Here is a 14999-nt window from a genome sequence, read left to right on the forward strand (position 1 = left end):
TGAACACTCATTTCTCGCAAAGATGGGATGTTTACAAGAAACTGTATCCGAAATTGAGCCACTGCACCCGAAAACGAGGGCAGATACACCCAAAAATCCCGCCTGCCGAGATTAGATGTGGGATCTTTGGGGCTACGCTGCGTCAGTCGGAGCTGCCGGGGGCGCCGTGGCCTCCCGAAGCCAGCTCTCGATTCCCGCGATGTGGGCGGTCATGAGGGCCGCTGCGAGCTCCGAGTCCCCCGAGGCGATGGCGCGCGCAATCTCGCGGTGCTCTGAGATTGTCCGGCCCGTTGCGCCATCCTGCGTGAGCGCACGCCAGACCCTGGCGCGCACGGTGTGAGCCGCGAGCGACTCCACGAGGCTCGACAGGTAGCCGTTGCCTGCGGCGGCGACGATCGCGCGGTGAAAGTCTGAGTCATGCTGCACGAGGGCGTCGGTGTCGGTCTCCTCGCTCACGCCCGCGACCTCGCGTTCGAGCGCCGCGAGCGCGTCAGCGTCCATGGTGCGGGCCGCCTGCGCAGCGGCCTGCGGTTCGAGCATCCGCCGCACGGCGAACATCTCCAGCACGGAATCATCGCTGTGAAGGTCTGCCGCGAAGTTCATCACCTCGAGCAGCATGCTCGGCTCGAGGCTCGTCACGTAGGTCCCGTCGCCCCGGCGCACGTCGAGCACCCTGATCACCTCGAGGGCTTTCACAGCCTCGCGGAGCGAGTTCCGGGAGGCCCCAAGCAGCTCGCCGAGTTCCTTCTCCGGGGGCAACCGGTCGCCGGGCGCGAGATCTCCGGTCCGGATCATTTCCTTGATGCGAAAAATCACATCATCAGTGACTGCCATGCTCTGATCCTAGAGGAGGCCGCACACCGCGAAACCCCGTTACGCTTGAGTGCACGGGCACCAGCACGAGAGGCCCGCCGACTCCCGAGGGGATCATCCATGGCTTCGAACCCGGATCACTCACAGGCCGACCCGCACGCGTCCGCGTCGGTGTACGAGCTGATCCGGTCGCGCGTGCTGCGGGAGGAGATCCCGCCCAACGCGCGGATCAACATCGATGCGCTCGCCCGCGAGCTCGAGGTTTCATCGACCCCGGTGCGCGAGGCACTCCGGCAGCTGCAGGGCGACAACCTCGTCGTGCAGGAGCCGGGCCGCGGCTACCGGACGACGCCGATCCTTAACGCGGCGGAGCTGCGCGAGCTGTTCGAGTTCCGGCTACTCGTCGAGCCGTGGGCCGCAAAGATCGCGGCGATGGATCGGCTGCAAAACCCGGGCTACGTTCTCGAGCGGGAGATCGCGGACATCACCGACCTCATCGGCCGCCAGTCCGACATTCGCTACGAACTCATGGACCACGACATCCGCTTCCACGACGCGATCCTGCGCAGCACGTCAAACGAGGTCGTGCGCACCGCGTACGCGCAGACCCACTGCCATCTCCACGCGTTCCGGCTGCACCCGGGCGAGCGCACCGGCGAGTTCACCGTCGCGGAGCACCGCGTCATCCATGCGGCCATCCGCGGTCACGAGCCGGAGGCCGCGGAGCAGGCGATGCGCGACCACCTCACCGCCGCCTACCTGAGGTTCGAGGTCGCCCACGGGGTGAACTCAGGGGCACCGTACCTTCCCGGCACCCACGAGGATCGGCCTGCGGCGACAACCTCGCTCTCCCTTTGACGGGGCGAACTCGCTATTCGTGGTGGAAGACCTCGGGCAGGTCGGCCCACCAGTCGCCCTCGGCGCGCTCGGGCAGGGGCCGCTGCAACGGCTGTTGGACGGCCCACCACCGCTGCGTCTCGGGGTCGGCCGCCATCCTCGCCATGTCGGCCTCGTAGTCGTCGCCGACGTACTCGAAGTACGAGAACAGCAGCTCGCCGTGGCGGAAGATCGAGTAGTTCTGAATGTTGCTCGCGGTGATTCGCTCGAGCACCGTCGGCCAGACGTCCGCGTGATAGCGCTCGTACGCCTCGCGGTGCTCCGCGGGCAGCCCGATGACCTGCGCGACGCGCCTCATCGGGCGGCCCCGGCAAGCGCCGCTGCGGCGGCGGCGACAATGCCTGCGTCGGTGACGTCGTACTCGGGCGCCCCGCCGCCCGGGCCGCTCGGGGCCGCGCTCGTCGACGGCCGCTTGGCCGAGAGGTGGATCGCGGCGACCCCCGCGGCCACGAGCGTCGGGATCGCTTCAACGGTCACCCCGCCGCCGGCCATGATGTCGAGCCTGCCCTCCGCTGCCTCGACGAGGCGCGCGAGGGTCTCGGCGCCGTCGAGGCTGCGCACCGCGCCGCCGGAGGTGAGGATCCGTGTGACGCCAGCCTCGACGAGCGACTCGAGCACGGTCTCCGGCTGTTCGAGCGTATCGATCGCTCGGTGGAAGACGAGGTCGGCGTCGCCCGCGGCCTCGCGCCAGCGCCGCAGCGCCTCGGTGTCGACGAGTCCCGCCTCGGTGAGCGCGCCGACGACAACGCCGCCCGCTCCGCGCGCCGCCGCAGCCACGATGTCGCGGCTCACGAGCTCGACCTCGTCGGCGTCGTAGACGAACCCGCCGGGGCGGGGGCGCACGAGTACGGCGATCCGCTCGCCCCCGACGGCGTCGGCAACCTGCTCGATCGTGCCGATCGACGGGGTGAGCCCGCCGACGCCAAGCGCCTGGCAGAGTTCCAGCCGGTCCGCGCCGGCGCCGATCGCGGTGCGCGCGCCGGCGACGTCCTGGACAGCAATTTCGAGGAGAGTCATACAGTGATCCTTACACGCTGACGGTGAGCATCGCGACGGGTTCGGCGCGCAGGCCGACAGGGATCGAGACACGCACGACGCCGTCGCTTCCGGTCGTCTCCTCCGCGGCGGTGCCGTCCGCCCAGGCGGCGGCGCGGCCCGCCAGCTCGGCTGGCAGCTCGACCTCGCCTGCGGCGGGCTCCATGACGTGGACGTGCACCGCGCCGGCCGACGCCGTGTAGCGACGCGAGACGCCAACGCGCTCCTCAGCGCGAATCCACGGCCGCGTGCCGTAGATGCCCTCGCCGTTGACCCGCAGCCAGGCCCCCATCTCGCGCATCGCCTGCAGCTGCAGCGCTGGGATCTCGCCGGCCGCGGTCGGTCCGACGTTGATGAGCAGGTTGCCGTTCTTCGAGACGACGTCGACGAGGTGGCGAACGAGCTGCGTGCCGGAAAGCGAGTGCTTCTCACTCTCGTCCTGGTTGAACCCGAACGAGAACCCAAGGCCGCGCGTCGACTCCCACGGCTGCTGCTGAATCTCTTCGACGTTCGTGTACTCGCGCGTCAGATAGCCGTTGTACGGCACGCCCCAGCGGTCGTTGACGACCCCGTCGGGAACGGCATCGAAGTACCGGCCGAGCAGCGACGCCACGCCGTAATCCTCGTGCCCCTTGCCACCGTCGGGCCAGTCGATGTCGTTCCAGAGCACGTCGGGCGAGAACCGCTCGATGAGCTCGTCGACCTGCTCGGCCGAGTAGCGCGAGAACGCTGGATCGTTGCGGCGGAACCGGAACAGGTCGGTGTCGGACTCGATCGGCGGGAAGTCGCTGACGTGCCAGTCAAGAGCGCCGGAAAAGTAGACACCGAAGCGCGCGTTCGCCTGACGTGTCGCGTCGTGCAGCTCGCCGATGAGGTTGCGCTTCGGGCCGCGGGCGACCGAGTTGAACCCCGTCGTCTCGGTGTCCCAGAGGCAGAACCCCTCGTGGTGCTTCGTGACGGGCACGATGTACTTGGCGCCGGCGCCGAGCAGCTCGCCCACGAACCTCTCGGCGTCGAACGCGCCCGCGTCCCACCTGTCCGCAAGGTCCTCGTAGCTCACGCCGGGTCCGTAGACCTCCTGGTGACGCTCCCACGTCGGGCTTCCCGCGATGCGCACGGTGTTGCCGTACCACTCCGCGTACTGGTGCCAGGCGTAGGCGTCCTCCGTCGGCACGAACCGTTCGCCGTGTTCGACGGCCCAGGCGGGCACCGAGTACAGGCCCCAGTGAATGAAGAAGCCCAGCTTCGCATCGCGGTACCACTCGGGCACCCCGTTCGTCGGGTAGACGGGCGCGTTGTCACCGAAGTCCGGGCCAACCCGCGACTCAAAATTCATCATGAGAGGAGTGCTCCTTAGTCGTCTTCACCACGGCGACCGACGACCGCCGTCAGCGCGGGTGTGCCGCTGGAATCGAACGGGTAGACCCCCGGCGCAAGCCGGTGGTGGCCGAGCCGCAGCAGATCCTGATCGACGCCGCCCGGTGTGAGCGCGAGCGTCCAGCCGCGCTGCAGTTCGTAGAGTTCTGGTTCGAGGTAGCCGATTTTCACGACGACGATGTCCGCGGTCTCCGGGTCGAGCCCGAGCATTCGGAAGTCGTCGAGGTGGTGGAAGGGCTTCCGCCGTTCGGTGACGATCGCGTGGACCCCGCCGACGGCGATGACCGCCTGCGTACCAGCGTCGGGGTCGCCGTCGGTGAGCGAGAACACGGTGCCGGCGAGTTCGACCGGGCCGCTCGGGCCGGCGTCGACGCGCGCGCCAGCGGTCAGGCGCACCTCCGCACCCACCCCGGCCGCCACCGCCGCGGCGACCGCGTCGGCGTCGAAGATCGATGCGACAAGCGTCGTGAGCTCCCCTTGGGTGAGCTCCTCGCGCCGCAGGAGCTCGGTGAGCGTCCAGGTCACATCGCCCGCGCCGCCAGCCGTCGGGTTGTCGCCTGAGTCGGAGATGAGGAACGGGCGCGCCGCGTCGGGGGCAAGGGCGTTCTCGAGTGCGCCGTCGAGCGATGCGGTCTCCGCGACGAAGACGAAGTCCTCGCGCGCGTCCCAGTACATCCGCGCTACTCGCTCCGCCTCACGGGCGATGAGCTCGCGGTCGTCACCGGTCACCACGACGTACGCCTGGCAGCGCGGCTCATCGGCCCACGCGTAGCCCACCCAGACGGCGGCGTCGGCGACACCCGCCAGCGCCTCGATCTTCGGCAGCTCGGCATAGATGCTGCGCGCCGGTTCGAGGCGGGTGCTCGTTTTCTCGCCCGGCAGCAGCACGGGCACGGGCACCCAGGCCTTCAGGGGGCGCCGCGCGAGCGGGTCGGTGCCGTGTTCGCCGCGGAGGCGCGACAGCAGCGCGTGCACGGCGCGCTCCTTCGTGTTCAGCCAGTCCTCGTGCGGGGCCATGCGGTAGCAGGTGAGCAGGTCGACGGCGTCGCGGAGCGTCTCGGAGACGTTGCCGTGCAGGTCCATCGACGTCGTCACGAGGGTGTCGGGGCCGAGGGCCTCGCGCACCGCGGTCGCGAGGTCGCCCTCGGCGTCGACCATGCCCTGGACGCTCATCGCGCCGTGGATGTCAAAGAAGAAGCCGTCGAACGGCCCCTCGGCGCGGATCGCGTCGAGGATCGCATCCTTCATACGCGCGTATGTCGCGGGGGCAACGGCGCCGCCCGGCAGCGAGCGGCCGTGGTAGAGCGGCACCCACTCGGCGGCGTCGCCGAGATCGCGGCCCTCGTCGAGGAACGGGTAGTAGCCGCGCAGGTCTGCGCCGGTCCGGATCGTGAACGCCTCGTCCCCGGAGACGTGCGGGGAGAAGGTGCTCGATTCGATCGAGATGCCCGCGATCCCGATCCGGGGACGGGCGATCCCGCCCGGAGCGAGCTCCGGCAGCGGGCCCATCCAGATCTCGTGTGCTTCCATCTCGTTCGTCACCGTGCGGCTCCTTCGCGTGTCTGCGTGTTCGACTGTGCCTGGGCGAGTGTCGCCCGGAGAAGTTTCTGCGCTGAGGCTGCAGCGCCGAGCGCGACGGCGTCGCCGCCGCGCTTCGCGCGCTGGATCCTGAGCGGGGTTCCGGTGATGGGCGCCGCGGTCCGCAGCGTCTCATCCATCGCCGGCGAGAGCAGGTCCCACGCGTGCGAGACCCCGCCGCCGACAATCACCTCGGCGACGTCGAGGAGGGTCGACATCGACGCGCAGGCGAGCGCGAGCGCCCGTCCGGCGTTCGCGAACACGGCACGGGCGTCGGCGTCGCCCGCGCGCGCCCGATCCGCAATCTCCTTCGCCGTCAGCCCGGACGCTCCCGTGCGCTCCGCGTACCGCAGCCCGATCGACGTCCCCGACGCGAGCGTCTCAAGGTGGCCGGTCTGCTTGCAGGTGCAGACGAGATCGCTGTACCCCGGGGTGTGGCCGATCTCGCCGGCACCGCCGCGGGCGCCGCGGCGGAGCGTGCCGTCGAGGATGAGCGCGCCGCCGACGCCAGTGCCGAGCATGACGCCGAACGCGTCGGGCTCGGCGTGCGCGTCGAACGCGACCTCGCCGAGCAGGAACGCGTTAACGTCGTTCTCGATCGCGATCGGAACTCCGAGGAGCTCCTCGAGGCGCGTACGCAGCGGGAACCCGACCCAGTCGACGAAGGTCGATGACGCCGCGGTGACCACCCCGGTGTCGTAGTCGAAGACCCCGGCCGCGCCCACGCCAGCAGCGCCGAGCGTTCCGCCGCTCTCGCCGAGCAGGTCGGCGGTGAGGCGGGCGGCGGTCGTCGCCATCGCCTCGCCGCCCTCCTTTGCCGGCGCGACCGCCGAGCCGCGGGCGAGGATATCGCCCGCGGCGTCGACGAGGACGACGGCGATCTTGGTGCCGCCGATGTCGATTCCCGCGAAGACGCCCGTGTGAGTGTCTGCTGTGTGCGTCATCGTCCGCCGAGACCTGCCATCGCGATGCCCTTCACGAGGTGCTTCTGCAGCGCGATCACGAGGATCGTCGTCGGGATCATCGAGATGATCGCGGCCGCCATCTGCAGGTCCCACCGCGTGCCGGTCAGACCCGAGAAGCTGGCGAGGCCGATCGGCAGCGTGCCGCGCGCCGAGAGGTCGACGGTGACAATGAGGGGCCACAGGTAGCTGTTCCAGAAGCTCATGAACGTGAAGACCGAGAGCACGGCGACCGCGGACTTCGAGAGCGGCAGGATGATGCGCAGGAACGTGCGGATCGGGCCGGCGCCGTCGATGCGCGCAGCCTCCTCAAGCTCGTATGGGATGCCGCGGAAGAACTGCCGCATCAGGAACGTACCGAACGCGGTGAACGCGAACGGGAAGATCAGCGCCGGGTAGGTGTCGACCCAGTTGAACCACTGCATGACCTGGAACATCGGGATGACGAGGACCTCGGCGGGAACCATCATCGTCGCGAGGAAGATCACGAAGACCGCGTCGCGACCCTTCCAACGCAGCCTGCCGAACGCGTAGCCTGCAGTCGTAGACACGACGAGCACGACGAGGGTGCCAGCCACCGCGACGAACAGCGAGTTGCCGATGTACGTCCAGAACGGGCCGAACTCGAAGACCTCGGCGAAGTTCGACCACCGGATCTCCGAGCCGAACAGGCTCGGCGGCATCGCGAACATCTCGCCGTTCGGCTTGAGCGCCGAGAAGAATGCGTAGATGAGGGGAAGCATGAACAGCGCCGCGGCGACGTAAATGCTGATGTGAGCGTTGACGAGCCGGATGCGCTCGCCGGGGGTCATCGGCTCGCGCGACCGCTTCTTGGCCCCCCGCACCGCGGCCTCGCCGCCGGCAGCGGCGACGGCCATCACCCGTGTGGCGTTGAGATCAGTGCTCATAGTGCACCCACTTCTTCTGCAGTCGGAACTGGACCGCGGTGATGATGATGATCAGTGCGAACAGGATCCATGCACCGGCCGCGGCGAGGCCGAGCTCCTGGTACTTGAAGCCCTGGTTGTAGATCCACATGACGAGCGGGGCGGTGGCGTTGCCAGGGCCGCCGCCAGTGAGCATTTGCGGTTGCACGAAGACTTGCAGCGAGGTGATCATCGTCATGATCGTTGCGAAGAAGATCGACGGGGAGATCATGGGGATCGTCACGCTCCACAGCAGGCGGAAGCCCTTCGCACCGTCGATGCGGGCGGCCTCCATCACGCTCTCTGGGAGCTGCTCGAGCGCCGCCGAGAAGATGAGCATGTTGTAGCCGAGGCCCTGCCAGACGCTCATGACGACGACCATGATCATCGCCCAGTTCTTGTCGGCGAGGAAGTTCGGCAGTTCGAGGCCGAACCAGGTCTGCGCGAGGCCGTTGAAGAGCCCCTGCGGCTGCAGCAGCATCTTCCAGACGAGCACGTTCGCGACCATCGGGGTGACGACCGGAATGAAGAAGAGCACCCGCAGCGCGCCGCGGCCGCGAATGCGCGGGCCGAGCGCGACGGCGAGCAGCAGCGAGAGGATCACGCTTGCAGGCACGTACAGCACCGTATACACGAGGGTGTTTCGAAGCGCTGGCATGAATGCCGGATCCTCGAAGAGGCGGGCGTAGTTCCCAATCCCGATGAAGGTGCGTTCGCCAAACGTCGGCCAGTTGAAGAAGCTCATCACGACGGACAAGACAACCGGAACGATCGTAAACAGAGCGAGGCCCACCAGGGCCGGGCTTGCAAAGCCCAGCGCCTGGCGCGCCTCCATCTTGGCGAACGACCGACGGCTGCGCTGACGCGCCTGCAGTGTGGTCATTCTGTTCTACTTACCTAGTTGTGTGGTGAATCAGTTGCTGAACTGCTTCTGAGCAGTCTCGAGCACGGTACGCATGTCGGCCTGGCCGTTGTAGACGCTCACGAGCTCGGGCTGCACGAAGGTGCCGACCTTTGCCCAGTTGTCCGAGACGCGCTGGCCCTCGACGTCCTTGAAGGCCTCGTCGAAGACGGCCTTCACCTGATCGCGGTACGCCTCGTCAAGCGACTCGAAGTAGAGCGGCTGGCTCTCGGCGCGTGCCGGGTAGCTGCGGCCGGAGGACGCGACGTAGTCCTGTGCGTCCTTGCTGAGCAGCGAGCCCATGACCTTGAGCGCGGCTTCCTTGTTCTCGCAGGTCTCGGCGATGCCGAAGCCCGAGCCGAGCACGAGGCTGAGGTTGCCGTTCGCGCCGGTCGGCAGCGGCGCAAGGCCCGCCTTGAAGCCGGCGTCGTTGGTGAGGTAGCCGACCGCGTTCCAGGTGCCGTCGACGGCCATCGCCGCGTTCTCGCTGGTGAACTGGTTCTCGCCCCAGCCGCCGTCGGATGCAGACGCGACGGGCGCCGCGACCTTCTGCTCGGTGACGAGCGACGCGTACCACTCGGCAGCGTCAGTGAAGGCCGAGTCGCCGATCTGCAGCTCGCCGTCTTCGGTGACGGGCTGGGTGCCCGACTTCGCGATCGGAAGCGCCTGCCACTGGAAGTCGCCCATGCCGATGCCGAAGCCGTACTTGCCGCCGGTCGTTGCCTTCTTGGCGGTGGCCTCAAAGTCCTCGAAGCTCCAGCCAGCCTTCGGCAGGTCCGCGCCCGCGGCCGTCAGCTGATCCTCGTTGTAGTACGTGACCATGGTCGAGACGTCGAACGGCAGGCCGTACATGTCGCCCTTATTCTCGAGGATCTCGGTCGCGCCCGGCGCGAAGTCGTCCTTGCTCAGGCCGGCGGTCTTCAGGTCCTCGTCGGTGAGCTTCACGAAGCCGTCGGTGTAGCTGGACAGCATGCCGCTGTTCATGCCGGTAACGCAGGCCATGTTGCCCGATGCCATGTTGGTGGTGAGCTTGGTGAAGAAGTCACCCCACGGCGCGGTGCGGAGCTCGATCTTCAGGTCAGGGTTCTGCTCCCGAGCGATCTTGAGCTGCTCGTTGAGCGCGGTCGTGTCGTCTTCCGAGCCCGCCCACATGTCGATCACGATTGTGTTGTCGTCCTTGGGTGCAGATCCGCTGCCGCTGCAGCCGGTGAGCACCGCGGCCGCACCAACGGTCATGGCCACGAGTGGCACCAGGTTAATCTTCTTCATTGAACGCCTCCTCAGGCATCGGATAAGTTTGTTCGAGCGTCGTACAAAGTTTGTTCGGCTTCGACAGATGTCATATTGCCAGAAGATTCCCGTCTCGACAAATACCTGTTTTTTGGCGTTGCCGAATCGAAACATTTGCGCGTATATGGCCTTTCGCTCCGCGGACAGTGCGGGCTAGACTTCTACCAAGATCGAAGAAAGTTGGAACGTGCCACTCTCACCGAACCCCCTCGATGACCAGAACCGTCGGATCGTCGAGCTTGTCGCCGGCGGGCAGGCGGCTTCGCGCAGCGAGCTTGCCAAGATCCTCGACGTCGCCGTCTCGACAGTCTCCCTGCGCGTGCAGGCGCTCATCGACGCCGATGTGTTGCGCGAGGACGGCCACGGCAATTCGAGCGGGGGCAGGCGGCCACGCCGGCTACGCGTGAATGTCGCCGAGGCCCGGATCCTCGCCGCCGAGCTCGGCGGCGGCCACGCCCGCATCGGCCTCCTCGATCTCACGGGCAAACTGCACGCGTCCGAGACCATCCCCATCAACATCGCCGCCGGCCCGGAAGAGACCCTCAAGAAGGTCGCCGCCGGCTGCCGCGCACTCGCCGGCGACACGGAGATCCGGGCGATCGGAATGGCACTGCCGGGCCCAGTCCGGCTGCAAACTGGCAGCGTCGACCAGCCATCGCGCATGCCTGGCTGGCAGGGCTATCGGGTCCGCGAACGCCTCACCGAACTCCTCGGCGTCCCCGCCGTCGTCGACAACGACGCGAACCTCATGGCGCTCGGAGAGCACCACCGGCGACTCTCCCCCGCCGAAGACAGCATCACCGTCAAGGCGGGCACCGCGATCGGCAGCGGGATCATCGTGCAGGGCGCGATCCATCGCGGGGCGACCGCCGCGGCCGGCGACATCACGCACACGCAGATCGACCCGACCCTCAATGAGCCCTGCTCCTGCGGAAACCGCGGCTGCCTCGAGACCGTCGCGAGCGGCGCGAGCCTCGTGCGCCAGATGGGAGAGCTCGGCCAGAGCGTGCCCGACGCCGCCGCGGTCCTCGCGCTCGCACGGGACGGCGACCCGACCGCGACAACCCTCATCCGCACCGCGGGAACCCATCTCGGGCAGGCGCTCTCCGGGGTCGTGAACTTCTTCAACCCCCACGCCGTGTTCCTCACGGGCAGCCTGAGCGCGAGCGAACCGTTCATCGCCGCCGTGCGCAGCCGCGTCTACGAGGCCTGCCACCCGCTCGCGACGCAGACGCTGCTCATCGAGGCGGCCGCGTCCGGGCAGGACGCCGCGCTCTACGGCGCGGCGCGGATCGCGCTCGACGCCGTCGATCTCACCGCCTAGCTAGACACACCGTCGGCCAGGCGCAGCTCGATGACGGGCATGAGCACGTCGGGGCGCTGCACCGGCAGGTGCACCGTGAGCGTGCCAGCGGGCTGACCGGCGGCCTCCATCTGCGACCCCTCAGAGTTCGGATCGCTCTCCGAGGTGCGCAGCCAAGAGCCGTCGTGCAGCAGCCGCGTGAACGTCACCTTCCCTGCGAGGCCCGGCAGGTGCACGTAGCCGAGCGGCCAGGTCGCCAGGTGCAGGTAGAGGCGATCACCGCGACGGGTGTACGCGCCCTCGCGCGGCGGCTCGAACTCCGCGTAGCCTGCCCCCACAATCGCCCCGCGGTGAAGCTCAGTCCACTCCCCGAGCGTCTCGAGCACGGCGCGGTCGCGGGGTGAGATCCCCCCGCGCCCGTCCGGCCCGATGTTCAGCAGCATGTTGCCGCCCATCGAGACGGAGTCGGTGAGCATCTGCGCGAGCAGCGGTGCCGACTTCTGATCGAGGTTGTCTCGGTGGTACCCCCATGAGCCGTTGATCGTCTGGCACGCCTCCCAGCGCACGAGCTCGCCGCCTCGCCGCACCGGCTCGGTCGGCTGGTACTGCTCGGGTGTGTAGAAGTCTCCCGGGATGCCGAGGCGATCGTTGACGAGCATGTTTGGCTGGAGCTCACGGCACATCGCGAGCATCGCCTCAGAATCCCAGTCGGCCGGCCCCTTGCCGTCCCAGCCGTCCTTGTGCTCCGGGTAGCTGAAATCGAAGAACATGTAGTCAATCTGGCCGTACTCGGTGAGCAGCTCGCGCAGTTGCGCGTGCATGAAGGCGCGGTAGCGCTCCATGTCGCGGCCGGCGTTGAGCTCCTGTGCGTTGTCGTCGTCCCGGCGCGGGTGCACCCAGTCGATGAGGAAATCGGGGTGATGCCAGTCGATGAGCGAGAAATACAGGCCAACACGGAGCCCCTCGGCGCGAAGCGCGTCGACGTGCTCGCGCACGAGGTCCCGCCCGCAGACGGCGTGCGCAGTGAAGTCTGACTGGCGCGAGTTCCACAGCGCGAAGCCCTCGTGGTGCTTCGTCGTCAGCACGACGTAGCCGGCGCCGAGACGCTTCGCGGTTCGCGCGATCTCGCCGGCGTCGAAGCGATCAGGATCGAAGTTCTCGACGTACGGCAGGTACTCGGCGGCGGTGAGTCGCTCGTAGTTTTGCACCCACTCGTGGCGGGCGGCGACGCTGTAGGCGCCGAAGTGCACGAACATTCCGATGCGCGCCTCGTCGAACCACTGATGCTCAGGCTGTGAAGACATGCGCACAATCTTCACACAGTTCTTTTGAGCGCGCTCGTCAAAACTCGCGAGTCGCCCGGGCTCGCGCAGGCGGCACCCGATCGGCGTTGGGTTATTGCCCCGGGAAGCCCTCGACCTCAACCCCCAAATATTCTTGTGCCCCTCATTTTCCGGGGAAAAATGAGGGGCACAAGAATATTTGGGTAAGAATGGCCGGCGCTGGGCGTGCGGCCGGCTACGCCTCGTCGCGCGAGTCCGCGGCGATCGCGGTGTGGTGCTGGATCACCTCGGCGACAACAAAGTTGAACCACTTCTCGGCGAACTCTGGGTCGAGGTTCGCGGCCTCCGCGAGGCTCCGCAGCCTGGCGATCTGCCTCGCCTCGCGGGCAGGATCGGCCGGGGGCATCGCGTGCTCAGCCTTCAGCTGGCCGACCTCCTGCGTGCACCGAAAGCGCTCCGCGAGCATGTGCACGAGGGCAGCGTCGATGTTGTCGATGCTCGACCGGAGTCGCCCGAGGCGCTCCTCAGGAGTGGGGCTCGTCATCGCTCTCCTTCTCAGCTCAGCAGATCTTTGCTCAGCAGGTCTCAGCTCAGCAGGTCGTGCAGCTCGACAACCTGCTCGCGCTCCGGGCCGACGCCGACGGCCGAGAACCGGGCGCCGCTCATGGCCTCGAGCGCGCGGATGTAGTCCTGCGCGTTCTTCGGGAGCTCCTCAAACGTGCGGCAGTCCGAGATGTCCTCGTCCCAGCCCGGGAACTCCTGGTAGATCGGCTTCGCGTGGTGGAAGTCTGACTGGTTCACCGGCATGTCGTCGTGGCGAACGCCGTTCACGTCATAGGCGACGCACACCGGGATCGACTTGATGCCCGAGAGCACGTCGAGCTTCGTGAGCACGAAGTCCGTGACGCCGTTGATGCGGGCCGCGTAGCGCGCCATCGGGGCGTCGTACCAACCGCAGCGGCGCGCGCGACCGGTGGTCACGCCAAACTCGCCGCCCTTGGTCTGCAAGAACTCGCCCATCTCATCGAAGAGCTCGGTCGGGAACGGCCCGGATCCTACGCGCGTCGTGTACGCCTTGATGACCGCGATGATGCGATCGATCTTGTGCGGGGGAACGCCCGAACCGGTCGCGGCTCCGCCGGAGGTCGCGTTCGAGCTCGTCACGAAGGGGTAGGTGCCGTGGTCGATGTCGAGCATCGTCGCCTGGCCAGCCTCGTAGAGCACGGTCTTGTCGTCGGCGAGCGCGTTGTGCAGCAGCAGGCCGGTGTCGCAGACCATGGGCTCGAGGAGCTCGCGGTACGCGAGTAGGTCGTTCACGACCTCGTCGGCGTCGATCGCACGACGGTTATAGATCTTGACGAGCACCTGGTTCTTGAAGTCGAGCGCTGCCTCGACCTTCTGACGAAGGATGCCCTCGTCGAAGATGTCCTGAATACGGATGCCGACGCGGTTGATCTTGTCTGCGTAGGCGGGGCCGATGCCGCGACCGGTCGTGCCGATCTGGCGCTTGCCGAGGAAGCGCTCGGTGACCTTGTCGAGCGTGCGGTGGTACTCGGTGATGACGTGCGCGTTCGCGCTCACCTTCAGCTTGGAGACGTCTACGCCGCGCTCCTTGAGCGCGTCGAGCTCGAGCTTGAGCACCGCGAGGTCAACAACAACGCCGTTGGCGATGACCGGCACGACGCCCGGGGTCAGGATGCCCGAGGGGAGCAGGTGCAGCGCGTATTTCTGGTCGCCAATGACGACCGTGTGACCGGCGTTGTTACCGCCGTTGAACTTTACGACGTAGTCAACGCGGCTCCCGAGCAGGTCGGTTGCGCGACCCTTTCCCTCATCGCCCCATTGGGCACCGGTGATCAGTACAGCGGGCATCTCAGCCCCTTCCTTCGCACTAGGCAGATACCGACCCAGTCTAGCGGAGGCTCGCTTTCCATGCCCGGGAGGCGTCATGAAGCGGCCCCGCGGCGCGCCCAGACAGGGTGTCTGGGGGTGCCGCGGGGCCGACTGAGACGCTGACGCTGCAGAGCGTCAGCTATGCCTCAGCGATGTGGGAATGGAGGAACCAGCGATCCTTATCGAGCTGCTGGGCAATTGCGATCGCGATGTCTTGACTCACCGGGTCGATTTCCTCGAGCCCCTCGATCGCGCGATAGATAGTCGCGAGCGTGGCGTCGAGCTGCGCGACCATCTCGCGCACGGTAACGTCGGACTGCTGGAACCCGGGCGACAGCTCGGGCGTGGTTGTACGCGCGGCGACCGTCGCGATGCGGGAGTCGATGGGAAGGCCGAGGGCGACGATCCGCTCGGCGACCTCGTCCGCGCCGGCCTGGGCGTTCGCAACGACGGTGTCGAGGAACTCGTGAACACCGATGAAGTTCGCTCCGCGCACGTGCCAGTGCGCCTGCTTGGCGTTGACGTGGAGGGCGACGAGATCCTGAACAACCGGGCTCAGGTACTGGGCGACCCCACTCGGGCGATTCATGTCGCCCTGCGCGGCCGGGATGCGGGCTTCTTGCATAGTCATACTGGCTTCCCTTCTCTCGGGAGCGCCCGTACGTGCCGGGCACTCGGTATGACCAGGCTACGTGCTGAATCTGGGCACTGGCCTAAGAATTCGGTGAGTGTTTGGCAGGA

Annotated in this window: 15 protein-coding genes; 2 read left to right on the forward strand and 13 right to left on the reverse strand. The window is 67.5% G+C overall.

The window, feature by feature from the left end; genetic code table 11:
• Positions 1-132 precede the first annotated feature (132 nt).
• Complete coding sequence (locus FB468_RS10390; protein ID WP_141887275.1) at positions 133-834, reverse strand: FadR/GntR family transcriptional regulator; 702 nt, start codon at positions 832-834, stop codon at positions 133-135.
• A 99-nt stretch (positions 835-933) separates the two neighbouring features.
• Here FB468_RS10390 and FB468_RS10395 point away from each other — a divergent pair, with 99 nt between their 5' ends.
• A complete protein-coding gene (locus FB468_RS10395) occupies positions 934-1671 on the forward strand; it encodes a GntR family transcriptional regulator (RefSeq protein WP_141887276.1) in 738 nt (245 codons plus the stop codon).
• 13 nt (positions 1672-1684) lie between these two features.
• Here FB468_RS10395 and FB468_RS10400 read toward each other — a convergent pair whose 3' ends face one another.
• The 8 genes from FB468_RS10400 to FB468_RS10435 are packed head-to-tail and all read right to left on the reverse strand — an operon-like array spanning position 1685 to position 9758.
• Complete coding sequence (locus tag FB468_RS10400; protein WP_141887277.1) at positions 1685-2008, reverse strand: L-rhamnose mutarotase; 324 nt, start codon at positions 2006-2008, stop codon at positions 1685-1687.
• Positions 2005-2727 (reverse strand): copper homeostasis protein CutC, encoded by a 723-nt coding sequence (locus FB468_RS10405; protein ID WP_141887278.1) that lies wholly within the window; start codon positions 2725-2727, stop codon positions 2005-2007. Before FB468_RS10405 ends, FB468_RS10400 begins: the two co-directional genes overlap by 4 nt.
• 10 nt (positions 2728-2737) lie before the next feature.
• Positions 2738-4084, reverse strand: a complete 1347-nt coding sequence (locus tag FB468_RS10410; RefSeq protein WP_141887279.1) for an alpha-L-fucosidase — start codon at positions 4082-4084, stop codon at positions 2738-2740.
• Between the two features lie 14 nt (positions 4085-4098).
• Positions 4099-5631, reverse strand: a complete 1533-nt coding sequence (locus tag FB468_RS10415; protein WP_342777260.1) for a M81 family metallopeptidase — start codon at positions 5629-5631, stop codon at positions 4099-4101.
• A 29-nt stretch (positions 5632-5660) separates the two neighbouring features.
• Positions 5661-6644 carry an ROK family protein gene (locus FB468_RS10420; protein WP_141887281.1) on the reverse strand — a complete coding sequence of 328 codons (984 nt, stop codon included), beginning with the start codon at positions 6642-6644 and terminating at the stop codon, positions 5661-5663.
• Positions 6641-7570, reverse strand: coding sequence for a carbohydrate ABC transporter permease (locus FB468_RS10425; protein ID WP_246055848.1), 930 nt, complete (start codon positions 7568-7570; stop codon positions 6641-6643). Before FB468_RS10425 ends, FB468_RS10420 begins: the two co-directional genes overlap by 4 nt.
• The gene (locus tag FB468_RS10430; RefSeq protein ID WP_119282560.1) at positions 7560-8471 is read right to left on the reverse strand and encodes a carbohydrate ABC transporter permease; all 912 of its coding nucleotides are present in this window, start codon (positions 8469-8471) and stop codon (positions 7560-7562) included. Before FB468_RS10430 ends, FB468_RS10425 begins: the two co-directional genes overlap by 11 nt.
• Before the next feature lie 30 nt (positions 8472-8501).
• Positions 8502-9758, reverse strand: coding sequence for an ABC transporter substrate-binding protein (locus tag FB468_RS10435; RefSeq protein WP_141887282.1), 1257 nt, complete (start codon positions 9756-9758; stop codon positions 8502-8504).
• Between the two features lie 208 nt (positions 9759-9966).
• Between FB468_RS10435 and FB468_RS10440 the strand changes: the two genes are divergently transcribed.
• Positions 9967-11103 (forward strand): ROK family transcriptional regulator, encoded by a 1137-nt coding sequence (locus FB468_RS10440; protein WP_121076327.1) that lies wholly within the window; start codon positions 9967-9969, stop codon positions 11101-11103.
• On the opposite strand, the gene FB468_RS10445 is transcribed toward FB468_RS10440, so the two are convergent.
• The 4 genes from FB468_RS10445 to FB468_RS10460 form a co-directional block, all read right to left on the reverse strand.
• Entirely contained in the window at positions 11100-12386 is a 1287-nt protein-coding gene (locus tag FB468_RS10445; RefSeq protein ID WP_141887283.1) for an alpha-L-fucosidase, read from the reverse strand. The genes FB468_RS10440 and FB468_RS10445 overlap by 4 nt on opposite strands.
• A gap of 214 nt (positions 12387-12600) precedes the next feature.
• Complete coding sequence (locus FB468_RS10450; RefSeq protein WP_141887284.1) at positions 12601-12909, reverse strand: chorismate mutase; 309 nt, start codon at positions 12907-12909, stop codon at positions 12601-12603.
• Positions 12910-12950: 41 nt separating this feature from the next.
• Positions 12951-14237 (reverse strand): adenylosuccinate synthase, encoded by a 1287-nt coding sequence (locus FB468_RS10455; RefSeq protein ID WP_121076318.1) that lies wholly within the window; start codon positions 14235-14237, stop codon positions 12951-12953.
• Between the two features lie 160 nt (positions 14238-14397).
• Complete coding sequence (locus tag FB468_RS10460) at positions 14398-14883, reverse strand: Dps family protein (protein ID WP_425460824.1); 486 nt, start codon at positions 14881-14883, stop codon at positions 14398-14400.
• Positions 14884-14999 lie beyond the last annotated feature (116 nt).

It is taken from the genome of Leucobacter komagatae, from assembly GCF_006716085.1.
GTDB classification, from domain to species: Bacteria; Actinomycetota; Actinomycetes; order Actinomycetales; family Microbacteriaceae; genus Leucobacter; species Leucobacter komagatae.